The sequence below is a fragment of the Microbacterium sp. RD1 genome (genome assembly GCF_052220165.1).
Taxonomy (GTDB): Bacteria; Actinomycetota; Actinomycetes; order Actinomycetales; family Microbacteriaceae; genus Microbacterium.
The window spans coordinates 420,264-439,995 of the sequence record NZ_JBQPOL010000003.1 but is presented as its reverse complement, the minus strand read 5'-3'; the positions used below and the strand labels follow the sequence as shown (position 1 = coordinate 439,995).

Annotated in this window: 8 protein-coding genes; 3 read left to right on the top strand and 5 right to left on the bottom strand. The window is 62.9% G+C overall.

Annotation, left to right across the window (positions count from 1 at the left end):
* The first annotated feature begins 55 nt into the window (after nt 1-55).
* The 3 genes from ACTU3I_RS16610 to ACTU3I_RS16600 all read left to right on the top strand — a co-directional run bounded on the left by ACTU3I_RS16610 (nt 56) and on the right by ACTU3I_RS16600 (nt 7,616).
* Nucleotides 56-5,299: a hypothetical protein gene (locus ACTU3I_RS16610; RefSeq protein ID WP_442926846.1), complete on the top strand. Its 5,244-nt coding sequence runs from the start codon at nt 56-58 to the stop codon at nt 5,297-5,299.
* Nucleotides 5,300-5,640: 341 nt separating this feature from the next.
* A complete protein-coding gene (locus tag ACTU3I_RS16605; RefSeq protein WP_442926814.1) occupies nt 5,641-6,714 on the top strand; it encodes a DUF262 domain-containing protein in 1,074 nt (357 codons plus the stop codon).
* Nucleotides 6,711-7,616, top strand: coding sequence for a hypothetical protein (locus ACTU3I_RS16600; RefSeq protein ID WP_442926813.1), 906 nt, complete (start codon nt 6,711-6,713; stop codon nt 7,614-7,616). The genes ACTU3I_RS16605 and ACTU3I_RS16600 overlap by 4 nt, the downstream gene beginning before the upstream one ends.
* Before the next feature lie 197 nt (nt 7,617-7,813).
* On the opposite strand, the gene ACTU3I_RS16595 is transcribed toward ACTU3I_RS16600, so the two are convergent.
* From ACTU3I_RS16595 to ACTU3I_RS16575, 5 genes are all read right to left on the bottom strand, one after another.
* Entirely contained in the window at nt 7,814-9,526 is a 1,713-nt protein-coding gene (locus ACTU3I_RS16595) for a hypothetical protein (RefSeq protein WP_442926812.1), read from the bottom strand.
* A gap of 326 nt (nt 9,527-9,852) precedes the next feature.
* The gene (locus ACTU3I_RS16590; protein ID WP_442926845.1) at nt 9,853-12,594 is read right to left on the bottom strand and encodes an AAA family ATPase; all 2,742 of its coding nucleotides are present in this window, start codon (nt 12,592-12,594) and stop codon (nt 9,853-9,855) included.
* Nucleotides 12,595-12,709: 115 nt separating this feature from the next.
* A complete protein-coding gene (locus ACTU3I_RS16585; RefSeq protein ID WP_442926811.1) occupies nt 12,710-14,428 on the bottom strand; it encodes an ATP-dependent nuclease in 1,719 nt (572 codons plus the stop codon).
* Nucleotides 14,429-14,752: 324 nt separating this feature from the next.
* The gene (locus tag ACTU3I_RS16580) at nt 14,753-17,836 is read right to left on the bottom strand and encodes a type III restriction-modification system endonuclease (RefSeq protein ID WP_442926810.1); all 3,084 of its coding nucleotides are present in this window, start codon (nt 17,834-17,836) and stop codon (nt 14,753-14,755) included.
* A 4-nt stretch (nt 17,837-17,840) separates the two neighbouring features.
* Complete coding sequence (locus ACTU3I_RS16575) at nt 17,841-19,721, bottom strand: site-specific DNA-methyltransferase (RefSeq protein WP_442926809.1); 1,881 nt, start codon at nt 19,719-19,721, stop codon at nt 17,841-17,843.
* Between the last annotated feature and the right edge of the window lie 11 nt (nt 19,722-19,732).

Here is a 19,732-nt window from a genome sequence, read left to right as displayed (position 1 = left end):
GTCGAACGAGGTTTCTATGTCCAGGATTTCTGGACACGCCTGGTAGGCTCGGCCCATGGCAAACGCCGAAGACGTCTTAAGTGCCACGCTCAGCGAGAACGAGTTCGCCTCACTTGAGGTCCTTTCGCGAAGCAGTGCGCCGCTGTCAGGTCGCAAGGTTGCGGCCGCACTGGGGGTGTCCCCGACCACGGCCAACGACGCACTCGCCACGCTCCGTAACGCCGGTTTCGCGGAGTCTCGCGCAGTGGGACGGGCGATCATGTGGACGCTTACGACTGAGAATCCCATGATTAGCGCATGGCTCGCCGAGATCGCGGCCCGTTTGAACCGGGAGAGCGCGGGCTCGAGCCCCTACTCGACAGGCGGTGGAGGGGTACGGCTTGAGCACGCATACGCGGCCAGCCTGATCGCCAGGTTCCTGGCAGGTGAACCGATCGGGGAGTTCAGCGACAGCATGGTGCCCGACACCGTCAGACTGCAGGCGAGCGATGTGAGCCCCGTCGATGACATCGTTCTCGAGGGCGTGGACGAAGGCGGCACCACCCATCGCACATCGATCTCGGTACGCAGGGCGCCGGCCCTGGCTGCGAGCGACACGTCGTCTGTGCCCTTGTTCCGCAGCTTCCTCCGCGTTGTAACCGATCATTGGGCGGAAGCTTCGGTCGGCATTTGGCGCCTGACGCTGGCCGTGTCGAGCAATGCGAACGCGATCACACAACTTCAGGAGCTGTGCAACCTCGCGGCATCCCTGCCGAGCGGAGCCGAGCTGGAGAGGCGACTTGCTCAGGCGGGACGCACAAATCAATATGTGCGCGACCGGTATGGAAACATCAAGAAGCTGGTCCGGCAGGCATCACTCGACCTGGAACCGAACAGGGAAATCGGTGACGTCGAGTTGACATGGCGGCTACTGTCGAGCCTTTCTGTTCGTCAGCTGCGCTTCGAGCGCACCGACCGCGCCGACCGCACACAGGCGGTGACAGCGTTGCAGCGCGCGATATCTGAGGGGACACCAGCGGCAGCAGACGCGCTGTTCTCACGACTTGAGGAGCTCGTTGGCGAGTGGGCGTCTCAGGGTGCAGTGTTGACTCAAGCAGTCGTCCGGCGCTCGCTCGGTGATACACGCCTGTCCCGCTCTGCCAGGTTCGCCGCAGCATGGCCTGTCTTCGACCGACTCGGAGTTCGGCTCCGTGAGTCGGTGCGACCGGAACTCCGCGTGGGCCCTGTAGCGCTCGAGTTCGAGAGGTCTACCGAGCGGGAGCGCCTCAAGGATGTTCTCAGATCGGCGGGCTCTTCTGCAGGCATCGTTGTCGTGACCGGCGACCCGGATCTCGGAAAGTCCGCGCTCGCGCTGCGCGCCGTGGAGCAACTTGCCATCGAGGGAGCCTCGGTGACCTGCCTGTCCCTAGGGGATCTTCCCCGCAGAGTCACGGAGTTTGAATCGGAGCTGGGCGGCGGGGTTGATGACATCCTTGCTGCTAGCGAAACTCGACCCACACGGCTCCTGCTGATTGATGGGGCCGAAGCTGTACTCCATGACAAAGCGCAGGTCTTTAGGTCGCTCGCGAATGCCGCCCTCAAAGCGGGTATCGGCGTCGTCGCTGTAACTCGCACCGACGGAGCGAAACAAGTTCGCCAGGAACTGATGAGGGCCTCCGAGCTTTCAGGGACCACGGGATCACTCGTCGACCACGGTGTCGCGCCCCTTTCGCAGGATGAGATCGCTGCCCTACCGATGCGTTTTTCGGCGCTCGCCCGTTTGAGTGGCGATGCGAAATCCCGGTGGCTCCTTGGCAGAATTGGGCTGGTCGATGCCGTCCTGCGCACGGGTCGCGATTTTGCAGCCGGCGAGCTGCTCTGCGAAGCCGACGTCTATGAGGCGGTGTGGAATAGCTTGGTTCGCCGGAATGAGGGCCAGCCGTCGGGCGCGGCGTCACCGGACGACCGCGAACACGCCGCCCTCGAAGTTGCTCGTAGAGTGCTTGGGCTGCGAACCGGCAATGCGACCGGCACCTCCCTCGGCGAACTCCGTTCGGACGGACTTCTTGTCGCTCCTCGCAGCCCGGCCGCATCGAACGGCGATCAGTTCGCTTCGGACCTATTCCGAGATTTTGCGTTGTGTCGCCAGTTCACGGTCGATGGATGGCAATCGCTCTTCGAGGTGGGCGCCCCCCGCTGGGCCATCCGATCGGCTCGATTGGCCGCGCAGGTTTCGCTAATGGGGACCGAGCGTGCGGCGGCCTGGGTGCGTCTGACCGAGACCTTCGATGCAATAGCCGCGACGTTCGGCGAGCGGTGGCGCGAAGTCCCGCTCGAAGCGCTCCTGACACGGGGCGACGCGGAGGCCGCCCTGCGTGAACTATGGCCGCAGCTCGCATCGGGAAACGGAAGAGCGCTAACCATGCTCATCGGCCTGGCTGAAACCCGGTACATCCGCAGCTCTGTCGGAGATCCGTTCGCGCTGGCACCGATCACCCAGGTCGTATTCTGCGAGGCACGCTCAACGCCACCTGGCATGGTTCGCGGACACCGGCGGGGAGGCGAGATTGTCCGCGACCTGGTTCTGGCGTGGCTCCGTGGCGCCGCAACCAAGATCCCCGACCCGAACGCACTGCGCCAGGCCGTCAGGGACACCATCCTTGCCAACGATCCGGCGTTGCACGACGAGTTCGCTGTCGAGGCCCTTGCACTACTGGGTCCAGATCTCAACGAGGCAAGCGAAGCCTGGCTCCGCCAAGTGGCGGCACAGAGACCATCACACCTCAGCCGAGCCGTCGAGTCGGCCGCCGTCGCCGTGAGCATGTCGCTCGCCAAGCCGCAACTGCTCCTGCAAATCGCAGAAGCCTACTACATCGAGCAACCGAATCCAGAGGCCGGGTGGTACGGGTACGACCCGATGGACGACGGAATCCGCGACTTCCAGCACGGGTCAGGCTTCGGCTTCGGGTCCCCCGGCGCTGCCTGGTACTACGGACCGTTCTTCAGACTGCTGAACACTATCCCAGCTGATGCGATGGCATTCATCAATCGAATGCTCGATCATGCGGCAAACGTTCGGGTCCGGAAGCCCGAGCGGTACGCCGATAATGAAGCGCGCAACGATAAGCCTCAAGGAGTCGACCTTGATCTACTTGGATTGGGTGAGCGGCATTATGTCGGAGACTCGCACGTCTGGTCTTGGTACCGAGGTTCCACTGTCGGTCCGTACGCATGCATGAGCGCGCTTTTGGCTCTCGAGCGCTTCAGCGACCATCTTCTTGAGGGATTGCATCTGCCAATACGAGCGATCGCTGAAGCTCTGCTGCGCACTGCAAACAACCTTTCTGTGCCCGGACTGGTGTACGGATTCCTCGTCCGACATACAGAACAGGCGGGCGGCCTGCTCGACTCGTTCTTGGAGCACCCCGACGTTTGGCAACTCGAAACCGGCCGCGTTGCGTCTGAGCACTTCTCTGTTCGGGATCCGGACGCCGATCTCCTCACGGGGAAGGACCGCCGGTCTCTTACGCCTCATCAGACGGTCGCGGAGATGGTCATCCAGGCGCGTTTGCGTAACGACGATGCGCGACTCACCAGGCTCTCAGACGTCGGAGCGAAACTCCTAGAGAGGGCTCGTACGCAGGCCGCGGGTGGAGATCCGGACGGCGAATGGATTGCAGTCGTCGAAGGGTGGGCTTCACAATTTCGCTTCGACAACTACAGCGCAACGGCGACTGAGGACGGCCTCCTGATCCAGTTCGAGCGGCCGCCCGAGATCGAAAGAGTGCTTGCTCCCGGGAATCGCGAACTTCAGTCGGTCCAGGCGATGTACCGCCTCCAACATCTGTACGCAATACACAACGACTCCCCACAGGAATGGCCCATCAACACCCTGGTGGAGGACTTGGCGGTTGCCCGCGAGCTGCAAGTGGGTGACGCCGTCCCGCCTGACCACTACGGCCACGAGAACGCTCTGGCGGCGGTCGCAGGGGCGGCCGTGCGGGCGCACGCCATGGGAGCGGCGGCGTTCGACGCAGACGACCTCGCATGGGCCATCGACGCAATCTTGTCCGCGGCGCTCAAGCCACCGGACGACGGGTTCGGAAACTACAGCGGGTCGATGTTCGTTATGGGCGCCGATCGTGCTGCCGCCGCCTCAGTTCCCCTACTCCTGCTGAAGCCATTCGATAGCCTCGTCGATCGCCGTTTGGTGCATGATGCGCTACAAGCCCTCGCCCGGAGCGGAACCGACGAAGTCCGAGCAATCCTGGTCACCGGGCTCGAGCCCGTATGGCACGTGACTTGCGAGATTAGCGCGGACACCGACTTGTGCTTCCGACACTGGCCTGCGTGGGACGCAGCCATGGCAGGCCTCTCTGCCGCTCGACTGGGGCAATGGAGTTCCGAGCACGGGCGTCGTCTCATCGACCCCCTGCAGCCTCCATATCACGCGACCCTCCCGACGGTTTCCGAAGACGAGATCCTCGTCGAGTATTTGCGGCCGCCACTGGAGGTGATGGTGGATGTGCGCCAGGTACCCTGCTTGGCACAACCGGTCGCTCGAATGTGGTCTCCGCTCTGGGACACCTATCGTCGAGGGCTGCTCCACTCTTGGTCCGGAGGCTACGACCGGCATGCACATCGCACCCACGAGCCGATCGCCGGCCGGATGATCGCGACCTGGTCCGAAGGGGACAGGGACATCCTTGCGGCCTACATTCGCACTTTCGCCCAGAACGCCAATGCTCTCCAGTTGCTCTTCGACGGATTTTCGAGAGCGTTCACCTACGACGCGAGCCTTCGCCCGCACCTTCCCACCTTCTGGCCATGGGCCCTCCGTATCGCGCTCGACGCACTAGGCGACGGGCGCCAACTACGCGCCGAAGATCGTTGGTTTGACTACATGGTTGCCGCCCTGCTCCCGACACCGACTGCCCGCCCCAGCGAGTCCGACATCGATAGTTTGTTCCAGCGCGCTCGGCGGACGTGGCTCCAGCCCGAAGCGCTCGATGCGCTCGCTGATCGCTGGATCGCACTTTCGCGCGGCGAGCCGAAAGCGGTCGACGCAGTGGTCAAGTTCGCCCGGAGCGCGTCATACGCGTGGCAATCAAGCGGCGCACTGAATTGGATAGAACAGCTCATCGACGATCGGTTCGACCGAGTCGCGAACCAGCTGTGGTACTTGGAAGAGTGGATCACGGAGCTACGGAAGACCGGGCTGCTGGCGGGTTCCACACGCGCTCAGTATCACCGCATCGTCGACGGGCTCGCGGCGGCCGGGGACCGCGCCGCGGTGCGCCTTCAGGAGTTGGACGAGTGACGGAGGGCTCAACTGGGGTGGTTGCGCAGCCGCTTCACGACTCAACCGCGCGGCTCTACGGTTCACGTTCTCTTCTGGGTCGCCGCGCCGGGCGGCGACGATCGCGATCGCGGTCGGCAGGTGCGTTCTCCCGGTTCCGGGATGGGCCAAGGAGGGCCGCGATCTGCCCTTCGACAGGAACCTGCCCGAGGCTAGATGTGCGACCCGCCACTGGTACTGGGTTGCGCCTCCGAGCCGAAGCCCTCGAGCGTCTTGCGTGCCGGGAAACCGCGGCTTTGATGACGAGGGCTGTTGTCGCGATATGCTCCGAAATTGCATGTAAGCAGGTATCGGAGGCGTAGATGGCAACTGCTGGTGAGCTGGAGACCGAGTACCTCGCGGCGCAACGAGCAGCCGTGCTTGAGATCGCAGATCAGGGTCTCGTGTCGCTGTCCCAACTGGTCCAATCGGGCGCGATTGACGTCTCTCCGAAGTTTCAGCGGCGAGATCGGTGGACCCCAGACAAGCAGTCCTCGTTGATTGAGTCTTTCCTCGTGAACATCCCTGTTCCCCCTGTTTACCTAGCCGAAGACGAAGGGAGGATCGGTCGATATGCGGTAATCGATGGGAAACAGCGATTGACCGCTATAGAGGCGTTTTTCTCTGACCGCCTGGTACTCCGGAACCTCTCGCGGCTTGAGTCGTTGAACGGGCTCCGCTACTCCACCATGCCGGAGGGAGTGCGCAACTCACTCGGGATGAAGAACCTGCGCGTCACAACGTTGTTACGGCAGTCTGACGAGGGCCTCAAGCACGAGGTCTTTCTCCGCCTCAATACCGGCGGGGAAGTTCTCAACGCTCAGGAGATCAGAAACGTTGCCTACCGGGGTCCCTTGAACGACTTGGTGTACGAACTTGCCGAGAACGCATTCCTCCGCGCGCAATTCAAAGTGGTGCCGCCCTCGAGCCCCGCATACAGGAAGATGACCGACGCAGAGTTTGTGCTGCGATTCTTCGCCCTCGCCAACCGATGGAAGAGGTTCAGCGGGGACATCCGGCTGACCCTAGATGCGTATATGGCGGACAATCGGAGCCCGAGCGATGCGGAGCTTCAGCGGCTGAAGAACACATTTGACAACTCGATCACTGTGTCAGAGGCGATTTGGGGACCTGCGGCCTACAAGTGGCCGGGACGGGACCAGGCGCTCGCGGGACTCTTTGATGCCCAGATGATCGCGATCGCCGAAATCGGCAGCGGACGACAGCGCGAGATGGTCGCCGCTGCTCACGGGATTCGGGCGAGAACTGACGGGTTGTTCGCCGAGGATGAGTTCGAGGAGGCTGTCCGTCAGGCCACCAACACGCCGACTCGACTTCGGTACCGAGTTGAACAGCTTCGCGATGCGATCGCACGGGAAATCGGCGAACGGGCGTGACCTCTCCGGCACGCGCTGCTCTAACCCAAGGCGTCGAGGGGCTACGCACCGCGTCGCTTGCCACGGCCGTCCGCGCTGCCGATCCGGCCGGCGAGATTCTCCGCCGGGGGGTTGCGGTGACCGCGTTCAACCTTCTCGAAACGTTCATCGAGGGTCGGCTGCTCGAGGTCACTACCCACATCAACCAGGGCCACCTTCACTTCGCCGACCTGCCAGAGCGAGTCCAAAGGCAAGCGACGCGAAATCTCCTGGATGTGGCGAGCGCGAGAGTTCGCCGCATGCCTGTGGGTGACGTTCGGGCGTTTGCGCAAGGTGTTGGAGATAGCCTGTCCGCTGTCAGCGGTGCGGTAAACCTGTCCTCGCTCATGTGGATGTGGTCGGGTAGCAACATGAGTGCCGCCGACTACTCAGCGGTACTCAAATCTTTCCACGTGGAGCAGCCGTGGATCGCTGTGGCTGCCTTGAGCACGCGGGTTGGAATAGCGGCTGGCGATCCGCAGACCGACCTTTCCGAGCTTGCGCAGGAACGGCACCGCGCTGCGCACCACTCTACTCACCAGGTTTCGAATCTATGGATACCGCTTGCGATCGACCACGTAGTGAAGTTCGCTGTCGCGCTTGACGCGTTCGTCTCCGTCGGAGGCGCCGCGCTTAGGCGTGGTGATCCGGCATTCCTCGCGGATACGAACTGGACTGGATCTGTGATCGGGATCCGACGTGTCAGGGAGCGCGCACGAGACTGGGCCGAGTTCACCGAGTCCGGTAAGAACGCGTTCCGACGTGGCACCGACCAGCACGCCGTCACTATGGAGGCGGCGGGGCGCTGCTCCAACACCGACCTGCTAGTCATAACGGACGCTGGCGGACAGATCGTCGATTGGTCTGTTCCGTCGGTTGGCTAAGGCGTCCCCCTCGACGGGGTACTTCTGCGGGCTGCTCCTGCACGTGCCCGGCGGCCTTCGGAGGCGCTGCTCGTAGACCGGTCGTCCAGCGCGCTGCTCTTGCGCTGAAGGGCGAATTCGCATCTATCTCTCGGCGCGGCCGATGGACAGTCCATCCAGGTGACGCCCGCGCGGCGCGGACGGCAGCGGCCCGACGATCATCGCGTCGCTCGCTCCCAACCGCTGACCGCCTCAATCTGGAGGGACTCGTCTTTTCCAGTCGTCAACATCACCTCCGAGCCGGGTGTCAGTTTGAGCGACAGGAGATCTGTATCTACAGTGACGGTCGCGCGGGTGATCCTGACCCGATGGTCGAACTCATAGACGAGACCCCCGACGGCTACCTCTGGCTTCTCCTCCGTCACCAGAGGGCCCCCGGCCGCGATCTGAGCGATGAACGTGTCTACGTCCGCCGGGACCTCAACTCGCGATGTCTCCCAACTGCCTTCTCTAAAAGCGCCGTCGAGCACCGACAAGAGACTGCTCAGCGCCGCGACTTCTTCGGGCTGAACTTTCCAGATGTCAGGCATAGTGAACGAGCCGTTGGAGTGTTGCTCGGCTCGCAGGAGGAGTGATGCAAGCTCCTCAATCCAGTCAAACATCTCGCGAGGGACCGCGTAGCCAGTGCCAGTGACGTGTACTCCGTGGCCACCGACGAATGCAAAGGTGTTCGCTGATTCGAGCTCGGACAGTTCGTCCATTTCGTCTCGTACCTGCGTCGGCAGCTGACCGCTGAGGTCACCGATGCGGAGCTCCCACCTCATGTCCTGCAGCGAGTCAGCGAGACGAAGTTCCGCATGAAGCACCCGCGCCGGAGTCGCGAGAACCAGCCTCGACCACCCCGTGTCGGGACCCATGGTCAGATCGAGGCAGTCGACGGGCACGCGCATCAAGACGTTGTCGGCGGAGTCGAACGCTAGCAACTCGAAACTTGGAAAGCTTCCCATCTGCTGGACAGCGATCGACACATTGGCCCGCTCATGGCGCTCGCCGTCGTGTGGGCCACCGAGCGTCGTCGTCGTCGCAACGATGTCTGTCAATGGCGTGCCCCAACGCTTCCATTCCTCCACCTGGTGCGCCTCGGGACTACCGGGTTCGTGATGGAACTGGATTCCGAGCCGAATCGGGTCCAGCGCCTCGGAGTCAGCAGTACGAGGGACGATCGCTTCGTATTCGAATCTGCCTTCACCGATCTCTGCGTAACGCCAGTAGATCGCCGGGCTGCTGCTGTCTGGCGACGGAACAACATCATCGCCCGACACGGTGGTGGTGCCGACATCGATGTAGTAGTGGTCACTCGTCAGGTCCCGCAGCGCTCTCAGAGCCTGCTGACGGACGTCGACCGCGGCGAGATACTTGAGCGACTCCGCCGATTCCAGCGGGCTCGCTGCCAGAACAGCCTTCGCGTTGATCTGCCTTTCGAGCGCACCCGGTCCGTAGACAAATCGTTCGTACGTTTCTGGGAACTCGGCGGCCAGTCCATCGAGGAACGCCGATGCGTCCCACTGCACTGGAAAGGCCGCGGCTGCGGTGAGTTCAGCGAAGTCTTCCAAACGGTTCTCGTTGGGCGTCCATGGCGTCACCAGGTAATAGGCGGCGACCACGTCATCCGCTTCCAGGCCGCGATTGAACCGCCGCCAGGACTTCTCCACCTGGCGCCATTGAGAGGCATTGAGCGCGGCGACGAACTTCTTCACTTGCCAGATGACCACGCCGTCAGCTGTGTTGCGAATGATGTCGATACCTTTGTCGCCCTGTGCGGTACCCCGCTGTAAAGCGTCGGGATACTTCCTGCGAAGCAACGTGGCGATAAGGTCCTCAACTGGCTGACCACCCCGACCGGCAAGGTAGGCCCAATCATCAACTGGCAACAAGTTCCCCAATGCATGCTGAGCGCAACGATCTCTATCGACGCCAATGCTTGCACAAGGCAGCGGTACAGAGCGCGGCACGTGGTGGCCGGTCGAGCTCCTATGACGCCGTTTTCGGCGCAGAACGGCACGCGCCGCGAGTCCTCGTCGGGGTGTCGGGTATCGGTGCGAACACTCTTGTGCGAACGGCGGTCAGACATCGTAGGTGAGACCGGTCGTTAGCGGACCAGGCGAGGAGTGCGCGAGGGGGCGCGATGCAGGCTCCTGCAATGCCCGAATGACTCGGGCGCACACCGGGCCGCTGAGCGCCCGAGAACCGGGCGGCGTTACATTCCCATCCCGCGCCCCGCACTCGGCGCCCCAACCACCGGTCCCGTGGCCATCGCCGTCTCCCGGTTCCGCGCCGCGCGCCGCATCTCGGCCTGGGCCGCGCGCACAGCATCCTGAATCGTCAACTCCGGCGTGCCGCGCTGCATCGACTCAGCGATGCACTCCCGAGCCGCGACATCCGTCCGCGCGACGACGATCGCGACGTTGTGCACCCGGCCGCGCGTGAGGCCCACGTAGAGTCCCGCGGCATCCACATCTGGCCCGACTACCGACGCATCGGCGGTGTCGCCCTGCACGCCGTGCACGGTGGTCGCGTAGGCGAGCTGCAGGTGCTCGCGCGCGTACTCGGTGGACACACGCGCCACCTCGCCGCTGTCGCTCACGGAGACAAGAGACAGGTACTCGTCGCGGATAGCGCGCACGATCCACTGCGCGCGATTCTCTACTCCCGTGAGCCGGTCGTTGCGACGGGTTTGGACAGTGTCGCCGACGAGGATGCGCTGCTGCCCGATTCCCCACGCAACGACGCGGACGTCGAGCTCGCCCTGATCCAGTCGCCGCTGCTGGATGGCGTCGTTGATCGCATCCGCCTCAGCATTCGTGCCCGATACCAGCGTCACCCGCTTGCCGCGTGCGTGCCAGTCGAAGTACGCGTCGACCATCCGCGCACGCGCGGCGTCGTGATGTTCGACCCGGTCGACGTGACCGTGTTCGGCAAGCTCGCCCGCGACCACCAGCGCGCTCTCGCGATCACCCGCATCCCGGAGCCGCAGCGTCAGAGCCGCGTAGTCGGGGTCACGGAACCTGTGCACCGTGTCGAGTTCGACCGCCGCGTTCGCGTGCCGGATCGCAGAGCCCATCGCGCCCGCATGCCCGACCGGCAACGCCTGATGCGTGTCACCCACGAAGGCCAGCCCGATACCCTGTTCGATCGCGAGCTCGACGAGGACGTTTGCCGTCTGCAGATCGACCATGCCGGCTTCGTCCACGACGATCCGATCGCGAGAACGCAACACGTACTGGGTTGGTCCGCCGTATTCGGTGCCCGTGCTGGAATCGACTTCTCCCGTTATAAGCCTGGTCCACACCTGCGCGCCCGCCTCGTCGGTGCCCCATCGGTAGCCGTGGTCCAAAAGCAGCGCATGAACACTGGATGCCGCGGCCCCGACCTCGCGGGACGCCACCGATGCCGCCTTTCGAGTGGGAGCAACAACGAGCATCCGTCGCCGTTGCGACGCGAGCGCCGCGAACGCAGCGCGCAGCATCGTCGTCTTGCCCGTGCCGGCGGGGCCGGTCACCGTCACGAGTCCGTCCGTGCCGGCGATGGCGCAGGCGGCAGCGCCTTGCGATGCATCCAGTGCCGACAGCTCCTCGTTCGGCGCGAACCGGTGCAACTCGCCCGGCAGCAGGGAGCGCCCGGGTCGGGCGAGCACGTCCAAGCGGCCGGCGAGACGCACCTTTGCGCGTACGGTCTCGGTCGCCATGAACGCCTTCACGTGGGCCGGCGGCTCATCGGCGACGAGCCGGAAGACGGCATCCGTGGCACGCTCCGCGATCTCGGCGATTAGGCCGTCGAGCTGGTCGCGCTCCGCAACGACGCCCGTGCGCGAGAGCGCGCGTATTGCACCCGCGCGGATGTCGAAGCTGCTGAACCTCCCGCCGCTCGATGTGGACCGTTCGTCCGAGTCGACGACCGCCTGTGCAGCGAGCAGATCCAGGTCGACGGCATCCGGATCGGTTGCGGTGACGGGAATGGGTGCGCGCGGGGTGGTCAGACTCTCATCGATTGCTGTGATCTCGTCGCGGACGCGGGCCTCCCAAGCCGCCTCATCGAGATCGGCCGGCTTGTTCGGGCGCGACACCGCCCATGCGCGCCGATCGATCTGCTGCAGCACCTCCGCACTCGGCGCAGATCCTCCGTGCGCCGCCGACCACTCCGCGATCAGGCGTGCGCGGTTGGCTTCGATTTGCGCCGACCGACGCGAGACGGGGCGGACGGCGCCGGCGAGTTCGGCGATCTCGCCCGTGTCTTCGAGCGTGTATCCGTGCCGGGAGAGTGCGGCAATCCAGGCGGGATCGGTGCGAGCGGCGAGCTCGCCCTCGGCATTGACGACGGTGTGCAGTTTCATTGCGACGCGCGAGTCGAGGTTCGACCACTTGCCGTCCGCGCCGAGCACCTTGATGTTCAGCCAGAGGTGACGGTGGATGTGCGGGTCGAGCGCGCGCGAGCGCCGATGCTGCAGCTCGACGACCTCGATGCGGGTGAGCTCTTCGCGGATGAGCCCTCCGTGCCCGCGCCGCGCGTTGAGCTCCGTCTGCCACGTGAGCAGGATGCGTTCACGCAGCCGGTCTTGGAGAGCCTCGAACTCGGTGGCGAGTTCGGTATGGAGCAGCGCGGCGATGCTGTATGACTTCGGGTGGTTGAGCGATCCGTCGAGCAGCAGGTCGGCGTCGGGGCTCAGCCGCTGATGGCCGCGCTCTTCTCCGGTGTCCGGGTCGTGGCCGGTGAGCCAGACACGAAGGCCGCCGGCGGTGAGTTCGTCAGAGGTGATGACGCCGTTCGCGACGATGAACCGTGAGACGGTCGAACCCGATGCGGCACTGTACGCTTCGAGCGCGTCAACGCCGGGGGAGTGCTGCCGGTGAGCATCGCAGGTGCCCTTGAGCGCGTAGCCGATCGCCTGTCGAACCCCTCCGGATTCGACACCTCGCTTCCATCGTTCGAGGCCTCCGCGCATGCGCTCAGGATAGGGTGCGTTTTGCCTGTTATCCAGGGATTTTTGTGGTGTGCAGGTATGTGTAGGGGAGTGCTTCCAAAGGGTGTCCGTCACCCGTGGTGCCTGCGTGCATTGACTATTCGTTAGGTGAGTTGAGATACGCGTTGACCTCGTCCAGCACGACCCGTGTCGGCTCCGCGAGCTCCGGATCGCGCAGGCGTCTTGCGTTCTTGTCGAGGAGCCCAGCTTTCTCCTCTCGCGCAGATTCCGCCCGCTTGGTGCGAACATCAGCAGCTGGAATCGTCGTGACAAGGTAGCCCGGGAAGGCACGCCGCACCCGCTCCACCTTTTCCGGGACATTGTTATCAAAAACGGCTGCAACGCGCGCGAAATCCAGAGACTTCAACAGTGCGAGCACCTTCTCGATGTTGCCTTCGCCCCCGGCACCCCACCCATAGACGGAACCGCCGAGCTCAACCCCGACCAATTCCGCTACGCGGGGCAGAAGGGCGGCGTCGTCCTGACCCTCCAGGACGATCAGGCCGTCCTCCAAGAACAGCGTCTCTTTTGCGTCCAAACCGATCACATGCGGGTTGTTCCAGCTCCCGCGCAGCTTGCTGATTTCGGCGAGAACGGCCCTGTCAGCTTGGGCTATCGCAGAGTCATGGCCCCGCTTATAAACTCGTGCGACTTCCGCGCCGTTTGCGATCGCATCCCACGAGACCAGTGCGGGCGAGTGCGTGAAGATCGTGATCTGGCGATCTGACGCGAATCGGGCCAGAACAACTCCAAGACGTCGGACCGCCTGCGGGTGCAGCGATAGCTCGGGTTCGTCGATCACCACGACCGTTTCTGGGGTGGCGTCGTACAGAGCGTTCAAGATGAAGAGGAGGCTGATGATGCCCTCCCCTAATCCTTCGCTTGAGTAGTAGGTGTCGGCGCCGGCAGCGACCTTGAGGTAGTAGGAGCCGCCGTGGTCGCCGTCGGCGAGATCGATAGACCACTCGAGACGTGTCCCGAGCACTTCAGTCAGCAACTTGTCGAAGGAACGCTTCTTTGCCTCGTCCGCGTGGAGGTCGAAGAGTCTCGAGCTAAAGCCATCTCGCATCTGGTATCGGGAGAACTCGCCAGATGCCGTCATCCAGGTGGGCGACGATTGACCTCCGCGACCAAACCGCGCCTGAAACTGCCGTCGCGACGGCACAACCACAAAGGTGGGCGGAGTTGGGGGCTCGGAACCATCAGTTTCCCAGCCCGACCGAGTTTCGCTGGTGTCTGGCCCCATACTCTCGATTGCGCACTCCGCGCCGCCGGTGAAAGTCGCCGCGATCCTCACGCCATTCGGTGCGCGCCGGTTGCGCTTTCCCTCCGAGAACGAGACATCGGACGTAGGCCACCTCTCTGCGTTGAGCCGGCGCGCAATGGCATCGAACGATTCCCAGAGCGTTGACTTCCCGACGTTGTTCGCGCCGACGATTATCGTGAGCCCGCTTCCCGGCGTCCCGTTGGGCATCGCGAGTCGCAACTCTGCGGTTTCGCGGAAGCCCCGAAAACCGCGGACGGACAGCCCCACAAGGCGCGGTCGCTGAGAGCCAACTTCCATCTGTTGCTTCCTCCAAAACCAGCGAGACCGGGTCCGTTCGCGGGCGCGACGAACTCGGGAACCGGGTGCCAAAAGGGTGGGATGCGCAAGAGAGATATCACCGGGAAACGCGCTGGCGATGATTGCCGCCGACCGACCCCAGAACAGGTTCGGGCGTTTGCCACTCCTACGGTCTCGAGCCGTCCAGATCACAAGCAGCGTGCCGTCGACTGCTGCGTTGCCATCGACCACCGACCACTCGACCTTGATCATGACGGTCTCGTCTAGACCCATCCGGACAACGCGTGGATCCGCCGACGCAAACACCGCGGAAGCTTCGTGTGGGCCTAATAGGAATACCAAGATTGGATACTCCGACCGCAAGACGAGTCTTGAGTCAACGCCGTCACCCAGCTGCGGGCGCAACAAGGCGTCGAAGTGCTCGCGCGACACACGAACATCACCCACTGTCACGCCAGCTCGGGCTCGAATAGCAAGGACGTCAGCAGAAAACAGGCCACTTCCAATCGCGACCACTACTGGACAGCGTGCCATCAACGCTCCACTAACCGTCTCAGATAGCTACTCACAAGCTGCTCATGTCCCGACAAGCTGGAGCAGAGAGTCGTAGTTGTCGACGACGTCGTACTTGACGTTGCCTCGCTCGCTCCGATCGTTGAGGGAGGCAAAGAACTTGCGGGCGCACTCGATCTTCGCGTCTTCGATCCCCTTGAGCTGGAGCGTCGACATAGAGCCCTTCGTTTCAGCGACGAAGTAGACGTGCTTGATTTGCGTGGCGTCGTCACGAAGTGCGATGGCCCAGTCGGGGTTGTAGTCGCCGACGGGTGTCGGGATGACGAACCCGCGCGGCAGCTTCGAGTAGACAACGACCTCGTCGGCGACGTCGAGCTTCTCGACGAACGATCGCTCAACCTTGGAGTCGGTGACGACGTACTCGTAGACGCTCTTTTTCAGCTTGTCGCCGGCCTTCGACAGGTCCTGTGCGGTCTGGTTCGCCGTGAAGATCGACGAGTCGTAGCGGTTGTCGAGTGGGTCGTAGCTGAGGTGCTCGACGATGGCGGTTGCCTTCTGCTCGTTGATGAGCCGGGCAGTCTCGGTGATGAAATGCTCGGGGTTCTGCTTGAACTTCGCGAACGTGCCGGGGTGGACGCCGGTGAGGATCGCCGCGCAGGTCCGGCGGGTGAGCTGCGTCTTCTCGGCGATCTCTCCCAACAGGTCGTACTTCACAGTTGAACCCGCTGATACGGCCGAATGCTCGACCTTCGTCTCGGAGACCTTGAAGCCCGTGCCGGCTTCCAGCTGTTCCACTTCGAGGCCGACGACTTGGTTGCCGCTCTCGACCAGGTACTGCATGACGGTGACGTTGAGAGAAGTGTCGAGTACGCGGACGCAGTTGTCGATCAGCTCTTTGGAGTCGAAGTCGACCTGGTAAACGGCCTTGTGGTTGATGCGTCCCCAGAGTTCCTGGAACTCGCGCTTGCTGAAGTTGGCTTCGTTGAGCGGTATCTTCTTCGGCTTCCGTCCGTCGGTTGGCTTCGGGACGTCGAGGTACAGAGCGTCGACGAGCGGCCAGACGAAGTCGATGACGGGTTTGAGTACCTCGGAGCTCGGCGTGGCGAGGGTTCCGTCGGCTCGCGCATCCTTGTACGCCTGCGTAATCAGGCCTGACTCGTCGATGTAGTCGTTCTTGATCAAGTGGAAGTAGAGCGCTTGCGCGACCGTTTTCCCGAGCGCGCTCGTAGATCCATCGCCAAGCGTGATCGGCTTGCCCACGAAGTAGTCGACACTCGCTTTGCGTGGCCGCGCCGACAGCGACTCGATGATCTCCTTCTGGAGCGCCGTCACGAAATCGGTGTAGGACTCATCGGTGACGACGGTCAGCTCGTTGATGTCATGGACGGTGACGGGATTATCCATCCGCTCGCCGTGGTGATCCACGGCGAGTCGCAGGCCACGGCCGATCTCTTGCCGCCGTGTCGTGGTGTTGTCGCTCTTCTTGAGCATGCCCATCACGAACACATTTGGGTTGTCCCAGCCCTCGCGGAGCGCGGAGTGAGACCAGATGAATCGGACGGGTTCCTCGAATGAGAGCAGCCTCTCCTTGTCCTTAAGGATCAGGTCATAAGCGTCAACGTCATCCGATTGACCTGCGAAGTCACCACGGGCTGCGATCCTGCCATCTACGAACTGCTTGGTCTTCCTGTCGATCGAGAAGTATCCCTCGTGGGTCGAGCGCACCGGGATCGCCTGGACGTGGTCCCGGTAGCGTTCAGCCGCTTCGTCCAGGTCGAGTTCGCCGAGGTAGTCGGCGAGCACAGCCGCGTACTCTTCCTCGAACGCTCGGGCATACTCGCCGAGGGTGTCGTCTCGCTCGTAGTCGCGGTACTTGGCGACTTCGTCGATGAAGAACAACGAGAGCGTCTTGATTCCCTGCGCGAACAGCTCGCGTTCCTTGGCGAGGTGGGCGCGGATGACCTCGCGGATCTGGATGCGCCGCTTCTGGTCTTCGGCGACGTCCTCTGTTACCTCGCCGGCACCGATGATGTCGCCGTTGCTCAGCTCGATGATGTCGCGGGTGGCGTCCACGTCGCGGATGAAGAGACCCTTATATGCCTCGATTCCGCCGGAGATGTCATGAAGGTTCATTCCCTGGCTGAGGCGCTTCACTTGCCGTTTGATGCCCTGGGCGGTCTGCACTTCGAGCTCGACTCGTGCCTTCGGGAAGTCCGCGCCCTTGCCGACCTCGAGGCCGTCCACGTACAGATAAGCGCTGCTGCCGGCCAGGTGTTTGACGGTGATTCCCCGCACAGCGATCTTCTTCACCAGCTTCTGGTTGTAGGCGTCGATGGCGTCGAGTCGGTGCACCTTTGTTCGTTCGATCCGGTGGGTCGCGGAGTATCGCAGCGCGAAGAGGGCATTGAACGACGTCAGGGCCTCCAGCGACTTCGAGGGCTTCTTCGCGTCGCCTTCGATCTTCTGCGGCTCATCGATGATCAGGATCGGCCTGTTCGCCGCGATCACGTCGATCGGCTTGCGGGACTGGAAGTCATCTAGCACTTCGTAGATGCGTCGAGCATCCTTGCCGGTGGCGTTGAAGGCCTGAACATTGATGATCATCACCTGCACGCCCGCGTCTGATGAGAACCGCTCGATCTCGTGCAATCGCGAGGAGTTGTAGATGAACGTGCGGGGTTTGGTGCCGTAGAGCTGCTGGAAGTGCTCGGCGGTGATGTCGAAAGACTTCTTCACGCCCTCGCGGATCGCGATCGACGGTACGACGACGATGTACTTCGACCACCCGTATCGCTTGTGCAGCTCCATGATCGTCTTGATGTAGACGTAAGTCTTGCCGGTGCCGGTCTCCATCTCGACATCGAGATTGATCGGGGCCGCGGACTTCTTGGCCGGGTCCTTCATGTCCGTCGAAAGCGTCAGCCCCCGGGCCCGCTGCACTGCGTGGATATTGGTTAGCAGTTGCGGTGGCGTTAGCGCGATCTCCACGTTGCGCAGACCGGCGTCCTCCAAGAGCGTCGCCGAGCCGCTCTTGCCGGGATCGATCCGGTATTTCACCCCATCGGCATAGGGCTGTCCTGCGAACACGTTGACCACTGCATCGACGGCCTCGGTCTGATACTGCTGGACCTTGAACTGGAGCTTCATCGGGTCAGATCGTCCTTAGCTCGGTCTCGGGTGACAGCTCACGGAAGATCTGCTCGGCGTTGATTCGCGCAGCGTCGGTTGCGAAGCCAGAGTCCTTGAAGACGGCGCGCAGCGGGCGCCGCTCTGCGATTGCCCGGACGACGTCGGCCGACACGTCGTCGGCAAAGCACGCGAACAGTGCGTCCTCGGCAACGGCCAGGATTCGATGACCCGAAGCCTCGTCGACCGTGATCGGTTCCGCAAGGTCGAGCCCCCATTCGAGTAGCACCTGAAAGAGCAGGTCCTCGTCAGTGCGGTCGGGCTTCACGCTGTCGACAGACTCTGTGAGTGCGATCTGCACGAGGTCATCCGCGGTCGCGAGCGTGTCCGTCATGTTCGTCGTCGCAACATGCAGCGAGCGGAACCCGGTGTCGAGTGCTGGCCCGTGATTCTCCATGCCTGTGTGCGTGCGCGCACCTCCACGACGCAGGCGCTCGCGGGAGACTTCGGATAGAACGTTGAACCCGAACCGAGCAGCACCCGAGTTGGTGGGCACCGGATCGGGGAGTTGCACGAGGATGTAGGACCTAGCTCCGCTATCGCGCGCATTCAAGCGGAGTACAGCCTCTGCAGTCGTTCCTGAGCCTGCGAAGAAGTCTAAGACTAAGGAGTCACGATCTGTCGCCACTTCGATAATGCGCTCGACCAACGCGGTCGGTTTGGGCGAGTCGAACACCTTCTCACCATCGAACAGATCGCGAAGTTCACGAGTTGCCTTCTTATTTCCCTCTAGATCTGTCCAGAGGTTTGAGGGTCGCTTATCGCGGCCCTCAAGGTAGAATTTCTGGAAAGGATGCCACGTTTCACCTTCCGGTCGTTGCACGCGCTTCCACTGGATCAGGCCATCGCGGGACATCTCATCAAAGCGCTCGCGACCGCATATCCAGCGGCTCTCGTACCCACCAGGTCCGACCGGATAGACGGAAGATCCGTCAGGTGCTTCCACGGGGAAATACATGGTCGGTCGGTCCTCGCGACGGTCCTCACCACCGGTACGACGCAGTGATCGCGTCAGGTACCTCCCGCGCGCATCCTGTTCGTTGTAGATAGCGGCGTCATTATCGCCAAACTCCAGCCCATTGATGGTCGCGCGGTCGCTTCTGCGATAAACGAGGACGTAATCAACCATATTGGTGAAGCCATCGAAGCCCCCGCCCGTAGGGGTTCCTGTGGCACGTGTAATGATTCCGACGAAATTCGACTGACCGAATACTTCGGAGCAGATGGTCCGCAGATTGTGGAGTTCGTGATCGTCGATTGAGATGAAAATCAGTCCATCATCTGCGAGCAGGTTCCGTGCAAGCTTGAGGCGCGGGTACATCATGCTCAGCCAGTCGGAGTGGAAGCGGCCGTTAGCCTCGGTGTTCGCGACGAGACGGTCGCCGGACTCCGTCTTCTGGCCCGAGCGCTCCAGGTACTCGGCGCTCGACTCGGCGAAGTCGTCTTCGTAGACGAAGTCATTGCCGGTGTTGTAGGGCGGGTCGATGTAGATCAGCTTGACCTTGCCGAGATACGACTCCTGCAGCAACTTCAGCGCCTCGAGGTTGTCGCCTTCGATGAAGAGGTTCCTCGTGGTGTCGAAGTCGACGGACTCTTCGCGCACGGGCCGCAGCGTCTTCGCGATCGGAGCGTTCGCGGCGAAGGCCGCCGCGCGCTTGCCCGGCCAGTCGAGCTGGTAGCGCTCCTGCGGTCCTTCGACGATGTGATCGGAGAGTTCCTGGCGGAGCAGGTCGAAATCGATCGCGCGAGTGGGAGTGCCGTCGGCGCCGAGCGATTCAGTAACAACGCTCGGGAAGAGATCGGCGAGCTTGTCAATGTTCGCCTGGGTGAGGTCGGGGGATGTCATGCGGAGCTTCT

Coding starts and splice junctions, on each gene's coding strand:
- ACTU3I_RS16610 (WP_442926846.1), top strand. CDS start 56: ATGGCAAACGCCGAAGACGTCTTAAGTGCCACGCTCAGCGAGAACGAG.
- ACTU3I_RS16605 (WP_442926814.1), top strand. CDS start 5,641: ATGGCAACTGCTGGTGAGCTGGAGACCGAGTACCTCGCGGCGCAACGA.
- ACTU3I_RS16590 (WP_442926845.1), bottom strand. CDS start 12,594: ATGCGCGGAGGCCTCGAACGATGGAAGCGAGGTGTCGAATCCGGAGGG.
- ACTU3I_RS16585 (WP_442926811.1), bottom strand. CDS start 14,428: ATGATCAAGGTCGAGTGGTCGGTGGTCGATGGCAACGCAGCAGTCGAC.
- ACTU3I_RS16580 (WP_442926810.1), bottom strand. CDS start 17,836: ATGAAGCTCCAGTTCAAGGTCCAGCAGTATCAGACCGAGGCCGTCGAT.
- ACTU3I_RS16575 (WP_442926809.1), bottom strand. CDS start 19,721: ATGACATCCCCCGACCTCACCCAGGCGAACATTGACAAGCTCGCCGAT.